The 15,874-nt window shown below is 43.0% G+C and carries 14 protein-coding genes; 9 read left to right on the forward strand and 5 right to left on the reverse strand.

The window, feature by feature from the left end; all coding sequences use genetic code 11:
* Positions 1-5: 5 nt before the first annotated feature.
* Together pnuC and I5907_RS11685 are read left to right on the forward strand one after the other, a co-directional pair.
* On the forward strand, positions 6-674 hold the full coding sequence (gene pnuC / locus I5907_RS11680) for a nicotinamide riboside transporter PnuC (RefSeq protein WP_346266780.1): 669 nt from the start codon (positions 6-8) through the stop codon (positions 672-674).
* Positions 671-1,642: an AAA family ATPase gene (locus I5907_RS11685; RefSeq protein WP_196990889.1), complete on the forward strand. Its 972-nt coding sequence runs from the start codon at positions 671-673 to the stop codon at positions 1,640-1,642. Before pnuC ends, I5907_RS11685 begins: the two co-directional genes overlap by 4 nt.
* Positions 1,643-1,895: 253 nt before the next feature.
* Here the strand turns inward: I5907_RS11685 and I5907_RS11690 are convergent, their stop codons facing one another.
* A complete protein-coding gene (locus tag I5907_RS11690; protein ID WP_196990890.1) occupies positions 1,896-3,203 on the reverse strand; it encodes a cryptochrome/photolyase family protein in 1,308 nt (435 codons plus the stop codon).
* Positions 3,204-3,530: 327 nt separating this feature from the next.
* Between I5907_RS11690 and I5907_RS11695 the strand changes: the two genes are divergently transcribed.
* The 4 genes from I5907_RS11695 to I5907_RS11710 all read left to right on the forward strand — a co-directional run bounded on the left by I5907_RS11695 (position 3,531) and on the right by I5907_RS11710 (position 6,150).
* Positions 3,531-3,974 carry a hypothetical protein gene (locus I5907_RS11695; protein WP_196990891.1) on the forward strand — a complete coding sequence of 148 codons (444 nt, stop codon included), beginning with the start codon at positions 3,531-3,533 and terminating at the stop codon, positions 3,972-3,974.
* Positions 3,975-4,296: 322 nt separating this feature from the next.
* On the forward strand, positions 4,297-4,698 hold the full coding sequence (locus I5907_RS11700; RefSeq protein WP_196990892.1) for a hypothetical protein: 402 nt from the start codon (positions 4,297-4,299) through the stop codon (positions 4,696-4,698).
* A complete protein-coding gene (locus I5907_RS11705) occupies positions 4,680-5,486 on the forward strand; it encodes a sensor histidine kinase (RefSeq protein WP_196990893.1) in 807 nt (268 codons plus the stop codon). The genes I5907_RS11700 and I5907_RS11705 overlap by 19 nt, the downstream gene beginning before the upstream one ends.
* Before the next feature lie 10 nt (positions 5,487-5,496).
* Positions 5,497-6,150 (forward strand): response regulator transcription factor, encoded by a 654-nt coding sequence (locus I5907_RS11710; RefSeq protein ID WP_196990894.1) that lies wholly within the window; start codon positions 5,497-5,499, stop codon positions 6,148-6,150.
* A gap of 81 nt (positions 6,151-6,231) precedes the next feature.
* Here I5907_RS11710 and I5907_RS11715 read toward each other — a convergent pair whose 3' ends face one another.
* Positions 6,232-7,080: an aminotransferase class IV gene (locus I5907_RS11715; RefSeq protein WP_196990895.1), complete on the reverse strand. Its 849-nt coding sequence runs from the start codon at positions 7,078-7,080 to the stop codon at positions 6,232-6,234.
* Between the two features lie 251 nt (positions 7,081-7,331).
* Between I5907_RS11715 and I5907_RS11720 the strand changes: the two genes are divergently transcribed.
* Positions 7,332-9,878, forward strand: a complete 2,547-nt coding sequence (locus I5907_RS11720) for a DUF5686 and carboxypeptidase regulatory-like domain-containing protein (protein ID WP_196990896.1) — start codon at positions 7,332-7,334, stop codon at positions 9,876-9,878.
* 152 nt (positions 9,879-10,030) lie between these two features.
* On the opposite strand, the gene I5907_RS11725 is transcribed toward I5907_RS11720, so the two are convergent.
* The 3 genes from I5907_RS11725 to I5907_RS11735 form a co-directional block, all read right to left on the reverse strand.
* Complete coding sequence (locus I5907_RS11725; protein WP_196990897.1) at positions 10,031-10,870, reverse strand: hypothetical protein; 840 nt, start codon at positions 10,868-10,870, stop codon at positions 10,031-10,033.
* A 246-nt stretch (positions 10,871-11,116) separates the two neighbouring features.
* A complete protein-coding gene (locus I5907_RS11730) occupies positions 11,117-11,761 on the reverse strand; it encodes a hypothetical protein (protein WP_196990898.1) in 645 nt (214 codons plus the stop codon).
* 10 nt (positions 11,762-11,771) lie between these two features.
* A complete protein-coding gene (locus tag I5907_RS11735; protein WP_196990899.1) occupies positions 11,772-14,294 on the reverse strand; it encodes a mechanosensitive ion channel family protein in 2,523 nt (840 codons plus the stop codon).
* Between the two features lie 188 nt (positions 14,295-14,482).
* Between I5907_RS11735 and I5907_RS11740 the strand changes: the two genes are divergently transcribed.
* Positions 14,483-15,307: a class I SAM-dependent methyltransferase gene (locus I5907_RS11740; protein ID WP_196990900.1), complete on the forward strand. Its 825-nt coding sequence runs from the start codon at positions 14,483-14,485 to the stop codon at positions 15,305-15,307.
* Positions 15,304-15,861 carry a sugar O-acetyltransferase gene (locus tag I5907_RS11745; RefSeq protein ID WP_196990901.1) on the forward strand — a complete coding sequence of 186 codons (558 nt, stop codon included), beginning with the start codon at positions 15,304-15,306 and terminating at the stop codon, positions 15,859-15,861. Before I5907_RS11740 ends, I5907_RS11745 begins: the two co-directional genes overlap by 4 nt.
* Positions 15,862-15,874 lie beyond the last annotated feature (13 nt).

Below are 15,874 nucleotides of genomic sequence, written 5' to 3' on the forward strand. Positions count from 1 at the left end.
ACTGCGTGCATAATTTTTTTGATGTCAATACCGAGTTCTTCAACCTTTTGGGTTATTCCATGAGCTATATAGAATTTACCGGTGTACTTTTTGGGCTGATCGCAGTATGGCTTTCCGCAAAAGCGCATTTACTAAGCTGGCCCGTGGGCATCGTTAATGTGATACTTGCAGGCATTTTATATTACCAGGTGCAGTTATACCCCGACATGTTTTTGCAATGCTTTTTCTTTGTTACCAACATTATTGGCTGGTGGAGATGGGCCAACCCCAAACCTGCAGAAGCAGATAAAAAGCAGCAGTTGAAAGTAAGTTATATGAGCCGTAAGCAACTGGTACTTGCAGTAATCATTGCTACACTTGGAACATATTTACTGGGGCAGTTTGCCAGTAACCTGCACCACTGGTTTCCCGCTGTGTTTGCGCAGCCCAGTGCTTTTCCTTACATAGATTCATTTATAACTGTAATGAGCGTGCTCACCACATTTTACATGATCGAAAAAAAGATCGAATCCTGGATCATCTGGATCATCGTAGACATAGTGGCCACATTTTTATATTACATCAAAGGCGTAAAATTTTACAGCCTCGAATACCTCATCTTCACGATCATCGCTGCCTATGGTTTAATGCACTGGGCAAAAGAGTATAAAAGCTACGCTTCAAAACCGGTATGAAAAGAGGACTTGTTATAGGAAAATTCATGCCTTTACATCATGGTCATATCGCATTGATCAACTATGCTGCGGAAAGGTGCGATGAATTGATCGTGTCCATGAGCTATACACATTACGATGCAATCAATCCACAGCTACGCTTTAGCTGGTTGCAGCACATTTTCTCATCAAACCTTTTCATAAAATGTTACCTCATAAAGGACGATTTCGACAATGAAAACCTGCCGTTGTATGAGCGCACAAAGTTATGGGCCAAACGTATCCAGCAAGTTTATCCACCTATATCTTATGTATTTAGTTCAGAATCCTACGGAGAACCCTTTGCTGAAAGCTTGGCTGCCACGCATATTCCATTTGATGTTACAAGAGCCTTGGTGCCTGTTTCGGCAACACTCATAAGAACAAAGCCCTTTACTTACTGGAATTTTATCCCGGATATTGTTCGACCATACTTTGTAAAGAAGATCTGTTTTTTTGGGCCGGAGAGTACCGGTAAAACGTATATGGCAAGCCGTATGTCAGCAATCTTTAACACGCAATGGGTTTCCGAAGCGGCGAGAGCAATGCTAACTTCAAATGAATTTACCAAAACCGATATTATAAAGATTGCCACGAAGCAGTTTCAAGATTATCAAACAAAATTATTGACTGCAAATAAGTTCTTGTTTTGTGACACCGATGTTATTACTACACAAATCTATTCTCAACATTATCTTGGAGAAGTGCCGGCTGAACTTTTAAATATTGAATTACAAACGCCATATGATATTTACTTTCTTATGAATATTGATGTGCCGTGGATTGCAGACTATATAAGAGACTTTGGTGATAGGCGTAATATAATGATGGAGATTTTTACTGCGCAACTGGACAAGAGAAAAATTCTTTGTAAAGTTGTTAGTGGTTCATATGCCGAGAGAGAACAACAAGTTATACATACACTTAACGAAATGCTTATGCAATACTAATCGTTTATTTTTTTGAGCCCGGCAGCACCACTTCGATTGATCTTCGTTGCGTCGCACTCTTGTACTTCCTGTTCTTTGCGCGGCAACCACCGGCGCAATAAGCCTTACCTGTGTAGTTAAACAATTATACCGTAGAAAAAAAGCAGCCCTGTTGAAAAAGATCGCTTCAGTCGCCATAACAAACGGAACGCACAAGTGAGTGACACAACAGGCGATGCCATGAAAACGATTGCCGGGTAAATATTTTATAGCACTAGCTTTTGCGCACCGCCTTGCTATACACTTCAATAGCGCGTTTCCTTGCGGCATCATGCTCAACAATGGGTTTTACGTATTCAAAGCTTTCAAACTCAGGCACCCATTTGCGTATATACTTCAGATCCTTATCGAACTTCTGTGTTTGCAGTGTAGGGTTAAATACACGGAAATAAGGTGCTGCATCGCAGCCGCAGCCTGCTGCCCATTGCCAGCCGCCATTGTTGGCTGCATAATCAAAATCGAGCAGCTTTTTAGCAAAGTAAGCTTCGCCCAACCGCCAGTCTATGAGCAAATGTTTGCTCAGGAATGAAGCAGTGATCATCCGTACGCGGTTGTGCATAAATCCGGTAGCGTTAAGCTCACGCATGCCTGCATCTACAATGGGGTAACCGGTTTGCCCATCGCACCAGGCTTTAAAAAGCTTTTCGTCGTAGCTCCACTTAATATTATCGTATTCCGGTCTGAAGGCTTTTTCTTTACGCACATGCGGAAAGTGCCAGAGAATCATTTGATAAAAATCCCGCCAGATGAGTTCATTGAGGTATGTTTCATTTAACGCTTTGGCCTTTGTGGCAAGTTTGCGAATGCTGATGGTTCCAAAACGAAGGTGCACACCCATGCGGCTGGTGCCGGGTATTCCCGGAAAATCTCTTGTTTTATGGTATTGCTCTATAATGGTTGTACGCACATTTGCCGGCGGAAACTGGTCATCTGTTTGTTCAAAGCCCATGCTTTCCAGCGAAGGTATCCTGTGCGGTTTGCTTTTATGAAAATTACCGAAGTACTTTTCTGTCGGGTAGCTTTGCAGGTGAAAATCTGTGAGCGTAGCTTTCCAGCGGCGGCTGTATGGCGTAAAAACAGTGTAAGGTTTGCCATCATCTTTCAGCACTTCTTCGCGTGCAAGTATAACCTGGTCTTTGTATAGTTTAAGGGAAGCATTGTGCTGCTGCAGCAGGTCTATAATGGCTGCATCACGGTCAAGTGCATACTGTTCGTAATCTTCATTGGCGTACACGGTTTCGATGGTATATTTTTTTGTAAGCGCTTTATATGCATTTAAAGGTGTATCATAGAATACTTCAAGGCTGCTGTGGTGTTTTTCCAGTGTTTGCTGCATCTCCTCCAGCGCCAGCCTGATAAATGCCAGCCGCCTGTCTTTTTTGTCTTCCAGCTCATCAAGAATATTTGTGTCAAATATAAAAACCGGTACCACCGGGTGTTTGCTTTTTAGTGCATGATAGAGTGCTGCATTATCGTCTAAACGCAAATCCCGCCTGAACCACATTATGTTTACTGTTGCCATCTGCCGTCTTTTGTTTTGCTTAAACAAAGATTGTGCGAAAAGGTTGATGGGTGATCAATTACACTGGCAGCACGTACAACAGATTTGCTTTAACAACAAGCGTAAAAATACGTACGTGAAACAGGAGTAATTGTAGTACTAATGCGTAAAATAGTACAGGTAAGTACTGAAAATTGCAGGAGCTATACCGGCTGTAACTCAATACAGTACGGTGTTTCCGGGAAAATGACTGGAAGCTTAAAAGTTGATCTGTCATTACATATTGCAAAAAAGTATATTGATAGTTTGTACTTTTAGTGTGAACATTACTCATCAAAAACATTCGTCATGGAAAATTTAGATTTAAAAAAAATCACGCTAAAGGAGGCCGTTCAGCTTACGAAAGCTTACCGTGCGTCCCGAAAAACTGTCGAATCCCAGGCTTTTTTCATTCCATTGAATGTGCTGGAAAAATTTCTGGTTGTGCCTGAAGTGAAAGGCATCCACATCTACATTGGAGAAGGCTATGGGCCGGATAAAAAAACAGCGCATCAATTAATTTTAGTGCCCACAAAGTTCAGGGACCTGAACAAAGATGAGCAATTCGAAAAAAGTGCCTTATTCGGTGCCGGGGAGAGCGATTCTGCCGATAACGCGAACATTGCCACTGAAGATATCCTTTTTTATGCCTATGCTATAAACGGCGGTAAACAGTCTGATAACATAGAAACAGTTTATGCTTCCGGCCCTCATCCTCCACCGCCAAACACGAGGAATGCGCTTAATTCCTGAGAGCAGCAGTATCTATACTTATGAAAAAACCCTGACAATCTGTACTATGCACATCTTATTCCCTTTCATTGAAACATTATCCCCTGTAATTCCTTTGGCCACATGCATGGTCATAAAACCGCGGGGCAGGTGGGTAACTGTCCTGCTGGTTTATTTTTTTGTTTACATGCTGCTGGCCGGTTTTGCTAATTTTTATAAGGGCTTTGCAAAAGACAATATCCTTGTATATGTAGCAATTACTGTGTTTACTTTTTGCTGTTTTGCATTGCTCATTAACCAATTTATAAGCAATAAACGGATATGGTACACAAGTTATCTTATTATGATTGCAGTACTTTTTTTTGCCGTTTATAATTCAACTGTTTCAGGGGGCTTAAAGTATTATGACAGCCGCACTTCCTCGCTTAGTGCATTGTTGCTGATCTCTTATTGTATTTATTATTATTGTATGCAGATCATACAGCCGAAAGATTATTTTATTTACCAGGAACCATCGTTCTGGATTATTACCGGCATATTTATTTACTGTGGTGGTAACTTTTTCTTATTTACAAATTACAGAGATCTTTGCCTGCAGGCAGAATACATGGTGAAAGAGGGTAATAAAACAACATCTGATATGCTTTGGAGCTTTGCAGAATCTATCTGGATCGTAGCGGATTTGCTTATTCTCTTAACCAATATTTTGTTTGCAAAAGCTATTCTATGCACGAGGAACAAATAAATATTGTCTCTCTTATAATCTATGGTACAATCGTCATGATAGCCTTATTGCTCACGATCGTTTTCTTTGTGCTTATCCACCAGCGAAAAGTAATACAATACCAGTTGCAGCTGAAAGAAGTAAACGAGGCGCAGCAAAAGAAACTTACGGTTGCCGCTATAGAATCAGAAGAAGCCGAACGCAAACGTATTTCAGCAGAATTACACGATGAAGTAGGTGCCCTGCTGTCTACCGTAAAACTTTACCTGAGCCAGGTGCAGCCCGAGCATTTAAACAGCGACAGCAAAATAAAACTCCTCAACCAGTCTAAAGACCTGTTGGATGAAAGCATTAAAACAGTACGCAATATTTCTTCAAACCTGCAGCCCATGCTTATTGCAGATTTTGGTCTCGAAAGCACCATCCAGCATTTCTGTAATAAGATCAACCAGCCACCTGTTTTTACTGCAACGCTCACCGTGGAAGACGCTATCAGCCGCATGCCTGCAGATAAGGAACTGGCTGTTTTTCGTATCGTGCAGGAGGTTACCAATAATGTGATCAAACACTCCGGGGCCACATACATCTATTATTCGGTGGTACAGCAAACAGATGCGCTGGAAGTGCATTTTAAATACAACGGCAATGGACTTGGCCAGCAGGAGTACGAAGAAAAGTTATATCATTCACAGGGTTTGGGTCTGAAGAATATGCAGAACCGGCTTAATATACTGAAAGGTGATGTATTGTACCAAAAAAACGATAACTTAACCAACACCATCACAGTAAAAATTCCTTTTTCCGCATAAACCCACACATATGCAAAAACATATACGGTATGCCATTGCTGATGACCACAAAATTTTTCGCCGCGGTGTCATCAGCGCGCTGGAAGATATGCCTGCACTAAAGCTGGTACTCGAGGCAGAAAATGGCAAAGACCTGCTTGCCAACATTGCCAGGGCAAAGCCAGATGTGGTGTTGCTCGATCTTAAAATGCCTGAGATGGATGGTATTGAAACAACCATCGAATTACGCAAAAGGAATATCGACGTCAGGATCATTATCATTACCATGATGGATGATGAAAAATATGTTATTCACCTGATGGAGACCGGCGCAAACGGCTACCTGCTAAAGAATGCAGAGCCGGAAGAAATTAAAACGGCCATCATTACCGCATGCGAAAATGGTTATTACTTCAACGATTTTGTAAACAAAGCTTTGTTGCGAAAGGTGCTGCACAAAAATTTTCTCAAACCGGTATTCAACAAAGACATTGACCTGACGAGCCGCGAAATTGAAGTGCTCAAACTCATCTGCGAAGAAAAAACAGCCAATGAAATTGGTGCACAGATTTTTCTAAGTCCGCGCACGGTAGAAGGTATACGTACCAAATTATTGGAGAAGATCGGTGTAAAAAATACCGCCGGTCTTGTAATGTATGCAGTAAAAAACAGGATTGTTAAATAAGGTTTTGTACTAAGCTGCATTGCTGCTATCACCGCCTGTTGTGTCACTCACTTGTACGGTTGGTTCATTATGCAGCATTGCTCAGCCGGCGTTCAAGATATACTTCCTGTGAAAGAGTGCAGACATTTTTTTTACATAATTGCTATCATTGCACTGCTTCACCCATTTCAAACCATACACACTGTTGGTAAGAAACATTTCGCCGGCCTGTAGCAGGTCATCTGTGGTAATCATGGTTTCTTCCACCGGTATGTTTTCTGCCCGCAGGCATTGCAGTAAATGCCGGCGCATCACACCTTCTACGCAACCTTCTGCCAGCGCAGGTGTTTTTACAATACCATCTTTAATAATAAACACATTTGCAATTGTAGCATCAGCAATGCGGCCGTGGCTGTTCAGCAGTATCGCATCATTCAGGCGCGCCGCTTTTGCCCACAGTGCAGCCATAACATAAGGCAGGTAGTTATTGCTTTTTATAGGGCTGTAGTCATCACAGGCTTTTCCTGCCCTGGTAAATATGCCGGTTACCAGCCCATTCTCATTAAGGTCTTTAATGGCAGGGTTCAGCGGCCATGTCTGTATAAGATATTCAGGTGTATTACTAACCGCATCGTGCAGGCCACCATCCCCGCGAAAGATCATTAAACGAACACGCGCCAGCCTGCTGTGGCCGTTTTTCTGCGCAAGTGATGTGATGGCCTGTTCAAGCGCATCTTTGGTAAATGTGGCGGGTTTCTCAAAGAGCAGTATTTCAAGCGAACGGAACATTCTTTCAAAGTGGTAATCTGCCAATGCTATTTTGCCATTTACCATTTTCATGGTTTCGAAAAAACCATCACCATACCTGAATGAGCGGTTGTTGGGTGAGATGAGCAGTTTATCTGCCCTAAAGATTTTCCCGTTGTAGTTAAGATATTCCTGCCCGTGCATGCAACAAATGTACAGCATCGGGGTTATTGCGTTTTTTGAATTGTACAAGTTGTACTGTGGGCTGGCAGGTAACGTGTTGCGCGGGTAAGGTTATAGGTGCTGCATACAGAGATACAGTACAGGTGTGCGACGCAAGGGACGATGCCACAGCTACCGGCTGCCGGGCCCATGAAAATTATAGCTAAATCTTAACGTAGCCGGAATGTGCATGAGTAAACTGTAATCAATATTTTCGTTTCAGCACCTGTTATATGCACAAAACTTTATTGCTTTTACTACTCGTTTGTTTTAATACACATTCTTTTGCCGGCAAAGTAAGCGGTACCGTTTACGATGAAAAAAATCTTCCGCTGGCTTTCGCATCTATCTTGGTAAAAGAAAATGGCCGTGGCACTACGTCTAACCAGGAAGGCCATTATTCGCTGGATCTTGCGGCGGGTAACTACACGTTGATTGTGCAGTATGTGGGTTATGCAAAACAGGAGAAAAAAATAACGGTTGAAACTGCCGGCCTGAAGCTTGATTTTACATTGCTTCCACAGCAGTTAAAACTGAATGAAGTAGTGGTAAAATCGGGTGCCGAAGACCCGGCTTATGCCATTATACGCAATGCCATTAAGAAAAGAGAAGAATACCGCACGGCGCTGGATTCGTTTACCTGCGAGGCTTATATCAAGACGCTGCTTAAAACAAGATCATTACCGCGCAAAGTGCTGGGCCAGAAAATTGACAGTGCCACATGGAAACAAATGGGTGTGGATTCTAACGGCAGAGGCATGATCTTTTTGTCTGAATCGATTACCAGGATTGCATTTAAGAAACCCGATAAAGTAAAGCTGGAAGTAGTATCTGGCAGGCAAAGTGGTACCAATGGTTATGGTTTCAACTTTCCCACCTTTATAGACTTTTATGAAAACAACGTGGTAATGATGGGCGGGCAGGTGGCGCCACGTGGTTATGTGTCGCCCATTGCAGAGAATGCGTTGAGTTTTTACCGCTATCATTTCGTGGGTTCCTTTTTTGAAGATGGCAAAGAGATCAACCGCATAGAAGTTATGCCGCGCAGGAAATATGAACCATTGTTTTCCGGGACGATAGAAATAACAGAGGGCGACTGGCGCATTTACAGCCTGGATCTTTTGCTGACCAAAGAATCTCAGCTTGAATTGCTCGACACCGTTAAGATCAAACAAATACAATACGAAGTGGCGCCGAAAATATGGCGTACCAAAGACCAGGTAATGTATTTTACATTCAACCAGTTTGGTGTAAACGCAGTGGGTAATTTTTTAAATGTTTTTAATAACTACAATGTAACACCAGCGTTTAAAAAGAAATATTTCAACAACATAGTGGTAAGGTTTGACACGGGTGTAAATAAAAAACCGGTTACGTACTGGGATTCTGTAAGACCCGTGCCATTAGAGCCCGAAGAAGTGGTGGACTACAAAGTAAAGGACAGTATGTTTCGCTACCAGCGCGATTCTGCGTTTACAAAGAACTACCGCGATTCTATGCGGCGCATGCAGGGAAAGATCAGCGTTACGAATGTATTGTGGAATGGTTTTACACGCAGCAACTACGACCCCAAACGCTGGCATACACTGCAATGGAATGGCCTGTTGCGGCAAACGCAATACAATACGGCAGAGGGCCTGGTGTTGAACAGCAGTGCTACTTTTAGCAGGGCATACCCGGGTATAAAACGCGAACTCAGTTTTACACCGCATGTTCGCTACGGTTTTAGTAACGGCCACCTGAATGCATGGGGAACCATTCGCTATAACAGGCGTTCCTTTTGGTGGGATACAAAGAACACCGCAGACGAAGATGCTTCTTTCAAACTAAGCAACTTTTCCATCAGTGGCGGAAAACGGGTAAGCCAGTTTAATAAAGATGAGCCGATAACACCGTTGTTCAATAGTGTAACAACACTATTCTTCAACCGCAACTACATGAAGGTATATGAAAATTATTTTGGGTCTTTTACATACAGTGGCGGCACGCAGTCTGGCCTGAAGTATAAATTTAACCTCTTGTACGAAGACAGGCTGCCGCTGGATAACACCACAGATTTTTCGATTATTAAATACAGCACGCAAAAGTTTACGCCCAATTATCCTTTCGAAAAAATAACGGGTCAGTTTGTAAGGCACCAGGCAGCCATTGCAGAAGCGTCGTTTGAATACCAGCCCGGGCAAAAGTTTGCGCAGTTCCCTGATTACCGTGTACCACTTGGTTCAAAATATCCCACGTTTACACTTACATACCAGAAAGGCATCAGCAATATTTTAGGCAGTGATGTTGATTTTGATAAATGGAATTTTACCATTACAGACCAGATGAACCTAAAGCTGCTCGGGCAGTTGAGTTACCGGTTTGACGTAGGTGGTTTTCTAAATGACCGGCGTGTTTTTATACAGGATTACCGGCATTTTAATGGTAACCAGATTGTGCTGGCAAGCCAGTATTTAAACAGCTTCCAGGTGGCACCGTATTATGCCAACAGTACGACGGCTTCTTTTTATTCAACGGCACACATAGAGCATCATTTTAATGGTTTGCTCACCAATAAAATTCCTTTCTTCAAACGGCTTAACTGGAACCTGGTGGCAGGCAGTAATGCGTTTTACGTAAACAACAATAATAATTACGTAGAAGTGTTTGCCGGGCTTGAAAATATACTCAAACTGTTTCGTGTGGATGTGGTGGGTTCTTACCTCAATGGCAATAAAGGCCAGGTGGCAGTAAGGGTAGGCCTGGGAGGTTTGCTGGGTGGTAAAATCAGGTTTGAGTAGCCTGCATTGAATGTGTTAACATTCACATCTGTTTCAAATGCGGGGAGCCTTATACACCACGGGCATGCGTACTATAAACTGATTAGCGCATACTCAAAAAAAATGCCCGGCACAAGGCCTGGCATTTATGAAATAGGGGGTATTGATCGTAATTACTTGCGGTAAAGAGGTGTCTTCTTCAGCAGGAACTGTAACGAGTTTACGTAAGCATCAGTGGTGTTCCAGAAAGACTGGCGTTCCTGGCTGAAGATGTTTGTATTTTTATCGGTGAACACATTCATGGTTATCTTGGTCTGGTAATTCTGAGCACTGGTGGAATAAGAATTGGTGCTGGCCTTTACTTCATTTTTATTGTCTTTGCTGTTGTATTCTTCTTTGCCTTTTATGCTGCCGGACTGCGACGATGTCTGCGAAGTTTTATCCATGGTTACTGTAGCATCTATAATGTATTCTACACCGATGATGGCGCAAAGTTCATCCATGGTGAAGCCTCTTATTTTATCTGCTGTGGCACCGGCTTTTATAAGCAGTGCATTGGTAGTGCGTGGGTCTATTACCGTAAGTTCACCTGAATGTTTGCTGAGAAAGGTATAACATTCATTCTGTGCCTGGTAGCCCATATCTTCTCCGGCGCCCTGCTTGTCTGTAATAAAAGTGAATGGTAAAATAGCTATTTTATTGCGCCTGTCTGCATCATTTGAAATAGCGCTGCCCGGCTTTGGTTTGTCTTCTTTTGCTTCGGAAGGAAGGGACGGTTTATTGAAGAATTCAATCCTGCCGCTGGCATAGGTGATCTTGATAATATCAGATTTTTTTATAGCATAGACCAATGTTTCACCTTTGTAGACGAATTTTATTTCACTGTCACCAATCTCAGTTACTTTACCGGTTAGTTCATCTCCATTAACTTTTAAAACAACGTCATTTTTTTCCTGGGCAATTACATGTAATGTAAACAGGAAGGGCAGTACGAGTGCAACAAGGTGTTTCATATTTATAAATTTTGTATCAGCAGTTGAAGAGGTGTTTTGGCTATAATTCAAATATAAAAGATTTATGTTTTAAAAGCTAACCGTGCATACAGGTGCTGCACAAAAAGTCTTAAAAAAACCGGCAGGTATATAAGATTTTATTTATACACGAAGACCGCACCGGGGTTGCCGCCATAGAATGCTATAGTACAAGTGTGCGACGCAAGGGACGATGCCATGGTAAACAGGTGCCGGGCTCCACATACATCAGAACCTGAACCATGCATAGGGTTCGTTCATATAATTGAGTAAGCGGGGCAACCCATCTCCGGGTATTTCCTTCATTACCGGCGCAACAGATGGATTAGCAGGGTAACTTTTTCCATTGAACTTTATGAGGTGGTATTTGCCATTGCTTTCGAGTATAAGATCCTGCCAGCCATTGGTAGCGGTGCCTGCCACAATAACGGGGTAATCTGTAACGGTGAAACTGTTGATGACGGTGCCATCTGCATTCAGCAATTCGATGCTGCACCCGCCTGAACCGCAGAAATAAGGGCCGGTCAGCCCCACAAAAATTTCTTTTTTGTTGTCGTTGTTTAAATCGTATTGAAAGAAAATAAAGCGCCTGCTGAAAGAATCTACGAGGTCTTTGGCCAGGTCGTCTTTAAACTTTTCCAGGAGTCTTGCACGCACCAGTTGCTCGGTTGCTTTTCCATATGTATTGATGCCATAGGCTGTTGCGGCAATAGAATCTGAAGGGTCAGGATCTTCTGCCTGTGTAGCGGGAGAAGCGGTATCAACAGGTGCGGTGGTTGCGGCAGAATCGCCGGTATTGTCTTTGGCAGTGTTGCCGGAGCAACCGGCAAATAAGCTTGCTGCTACCAATAATGTAAGTAAAGGTTTGTACATAACGGTGTTTTTATGAAGGTGTATTTTGATCTGTATGTTCATTTTCGGCATTGTCGTCTTTCCTGATATAAATTTCCTGTTTGTTGTAGGGTATTTCTATGCCATTTTCAGCAAAGGCCGCGGTAACAGCTTCTATAACCTTGCTTTTGATGGCAACCCATTCTGCCAGGTGCTGCACCCAGAACGATAACTGCAGATCAATGGAACTGCTGTTGAAATCTTTTACATGCACCGAAGGCGGTGGGTAATGCATGATTCTTTCTTCATTTTGGAGAATGTCTTTTAGCAGCGACATTGCTTTTTCAAGATTTGTGTGGTACGCTACGCCCACAGTAATATCAACCCGTTTCCTGCCGCCGCTGATCGTCCAGTTTACAAGGTGTGCATTCAGCAGATCGCCATTGGGAATGATCACATCCGCACCTTCGCTTCTTGATATTACACTGCTCCTGAAGCCCATCGATTTCATAACACCCATCTGGCCGCTTATTTCTACCAGGTCTCCTACATTTACAGGTTTTTCAAACGCCAGTATAAGCCCGCTTACCAGGTTGTTTACAATGGTCTGCAGGCCAAAACCCACACCTACGCCAAGTGCACCCACAATAATGGCCAGCTTGTCCATGGGTATGCCCGCTGCTGCAAAAGCAATATACACGCCCATGCTAACAATGGTAATGCGTATGAGCAACAACCAACTGCCCAGCCCTACTTTCTTTTTACCGGTGCTGCTTACAGAAGGTTCATGACTATCTGATGCAAAGAACGAAACCACCCTCGATACAAATGCCGAAAAAACCAGTACACTTATAAAGATCAGCAGGCTTTTGAGCGAGAAGGTATATTCGCCAATCGTACGTTCTGCCAGCAGGAAATTGCCAAGTGGTTCGCTTAATTTCCTGAATGAATAGAAGCTTCTGCCAAACAAAATAATCCAGCCAATAACAAGCAATACGTAAAACAGCGGCGGTATTCTGCCGCCTACTTTCTCAAAGTTTATGTAAAAAAGTTTCTTATCTGGTTTTTTATAAACACCGGAGGCTACTGCCAGGACTTCATTGAGCAGCCTCACGGTCCACAGGAAAAGTATACCGATAATGACATTGAGGTAGCCACTGGTGAGCAGCGTTTTAGAAAAGTTGTAGCGGCCCGAGAAATTCATCATCAGCGATGCAAACTCAAGCAGTACAACACACGCAATAAAATACAATATCCATTTTTCCCTTAATTCATTGCGGTGGCCACGTATTAGCACTACCAGTCCAAAGATTACACCGCTCAAAGACAGGCCAAACATTATCCAACGCTCGGTTCTCGATGCCTGCAATACCAGGTTATCTAAACATGCCAGGAAGAAGAGTACCAGGAAGGTGAGCCAGATATTCATCCAGTACTTTGTAATAAAACCACGGAATATAATGGTAAGGCAAACCGAAGACGTTATCCAGAAAATTGCGTTGAATATAAACGGCGGATCAGGAAAAATAAACTGGAAAATATTCAGCACCAGCATAATGGCCGATAAAGCAGGATATTTTAAAACAAGGTGCCCCGCAAAATCCGGTTTTAGCGAGCCCTGTAGCTGAAGCTGGTTGCGCAGGTTTTTGTAAAAGAATGTTGCGGCAATGATCAGCAGCACCACGAGTATCAGTTTGCCAATGTTGTTGCGTATATAAAAAAATAATGCAAGCGAACCTTTTGTTTCAGAAAAATGCAGGATCTCTCCAAAAGGCCTTGAAAATGCAATCGGGCCGTTAAGATCCGCAAACTCGCGGCCAAAAATTTCGTCAGAGATCTTCCTGCTATAGCCTTCGAGCAGCTCTATATCTGCATTCAGTTTGTTTACAAGCGTATTTACATGTGTTTGCAGCACCCCAACATTTTCAAGTGCTTTATTAAAGGCACTGTCTGCCGGTTGAAGCGCCTTGGCTATTGGTAGAAATTTTTTCAGGTATTTTACCAGCTCTGCAGAGTCAGAAGGGAAAATATACAACAGGCTGTCGCTGTTTAGCGAGTCTATTGTGTACTTGTACTTAAACAATGTTTTGGCGTAAAGATCAAGGGCATTTTTCTTTGTTGTTGTCCTGTTTAGCAGTTCACGCAGTATCTTACCCGAGGTTTCCAGGTTGCGGTATGTTTGTATCGTGCCTTTGTTTACAAAAATACCGTCGCCCACTACGCTGTGCCATTTTTCAATGGCTTTCATCTGTTCTTCCAGGCCTGCTGTATCAAGACCGGTTTTTAAATATTCTTTCGCAGCATGCGTGGTATGTATAATGCCATCAAGCAGTTCCTGTTGCCTGGCCGTAATTTTATCTTCATCAAACTTCGCTGCACTTTTTATCGCTTCATCCCTGCTCATGCTTGTTACGAGGTCCACAAAACTTTGGTGCGCAGTATCTTTTTTTACCGCAGTTGAATCGCTGCTCTGGGCATACACAGCAGTGGTAAAAAACAGGGTAAACAACAACACACTGCATAATGCAATAGTGCTTTTAATAACGCTGAAGCGGAGCATGCCTGGTGCAGCCATAGATAACATTGTGTACGTAAGATAAAAATTATATTAATACGCCACATATCTAATGCGCTCGTTAGTAATGCTATGCAGTTTTATAGGTAACGGGCATTTGTACAGGTGGCATCGCCTGTTGTGTCACTCACTTGTACGGTATATCTTTATGGAGCTTGCCGTTCTGTTTTACCTAAATGCAAAATACTTTGAAAGAGCACACCAATTTATTTACGGGCAATATACCGTTCAACTATGATGCGCTGCTGGGCCCATTTTTGTTTGCACCACATGCTGCAGCACTCGTCAATAAATTGCCGTTAAACGCTGTAAGTTCAATACTCGAGCTTGCCTGCGGCACCGGTATACTTACCACGCGGTTATCAAACCATTTTGCAAACAGCGCCGGTATTGTTGCAACTGATTACAGCGACAGCATGCTGCAACAGGCAAAACTAAAACTCCTCAACAGCAGAAATGTACGTTTGCAAACCGCAGATGCACACCAGCTTCCATTTGCTGATAACAGCTTTGAGCTGGTCGTATGCCAGTTTGGTATTATGTTCTTTGCAGATCAGCCTGCTGCATGCAGGGAAATTTATCGTGTACTCTCACCCGATGGCAGTTTTATTTTTAATACCTGGAATAGTATGGCAGACAATCCTGCCACAAAGCTGGTGAACGATGCAATAACCGGTTACTTCGGTGCTGATGCGCCACATTTTTTTGAAACCCCTCACGGCATGAACAATGCGGCTTCAATCATCAGGCTATTGTCGGGTGCAGGTTTTGCAAACATTACCCATGAAGTGGTGGAGATCACGGTTGAAAACGTAGCGGCTTCAACAATCGCCAGAGGTTTTGTAACAGGAACACCTATGTTTGGAGAGCTTGTAAGGCTCGATCCGTCATCACCGGAAAAGATCATTGCAATAGCTGAAGAAAAACTTGCTGTTGCATATGGCGGCAGCCACGTACCGGTAACAACCAGTGCATTATTTTTTAGCGCCCATAAAAATATAATCGGACAATGACAACAAAAACAGAATACCAGAAGATGCTGGCAGGCGATTTATACGATGCCGCTGATGAAGTACTTATGAACCTGCGTATAAAAGCACGTGAATGGATGCAGTTGTACAACGCTACAGGTTATAACCGTGAAGAACGCACACCGCTTGTACAGGCACTGTTTGGCAAAACAGGTAATAATATAGACATACAAACACCTGTTTTTGTAGATTATGGTTGCCATATAGAGATAGGCGAAAACTTTTTTGCAAACTTCAATTGTGTGTTTCTTGATTGCAATACCATAAAGATTGGCAACAATGTGTTCCTTGGGCCGAATGTGCAGTTGTATGCCGCCACACACCCGGTATTGGCAGCAGAAAGAATCAAAGGCCCGGAGTACGCTTTCCCCATAACCATCGGCGATAATGTGTGGATTGGTGGTGGCTCTATTGTTTGCCCCGGCGTATCAATTGGTGCCAATACAACAATAGGAGCGGGTAGTGTGGTAGTAAAGGATGTTCCCGCAAATGTGGTGGCCGCAGGCAACCCCTGCCGTGTAATAAGGCATTTATAGAATGAAAGGCGGG

Source organism: Panacibacter microcysteis, assembly GCF_015831355.1.
GTDB lineage: Bacteria > Bacteroidota > Bacteroidia > Chitinophagales > Chitinophagaceae > Panacibacter > Panacibacter microcysteis.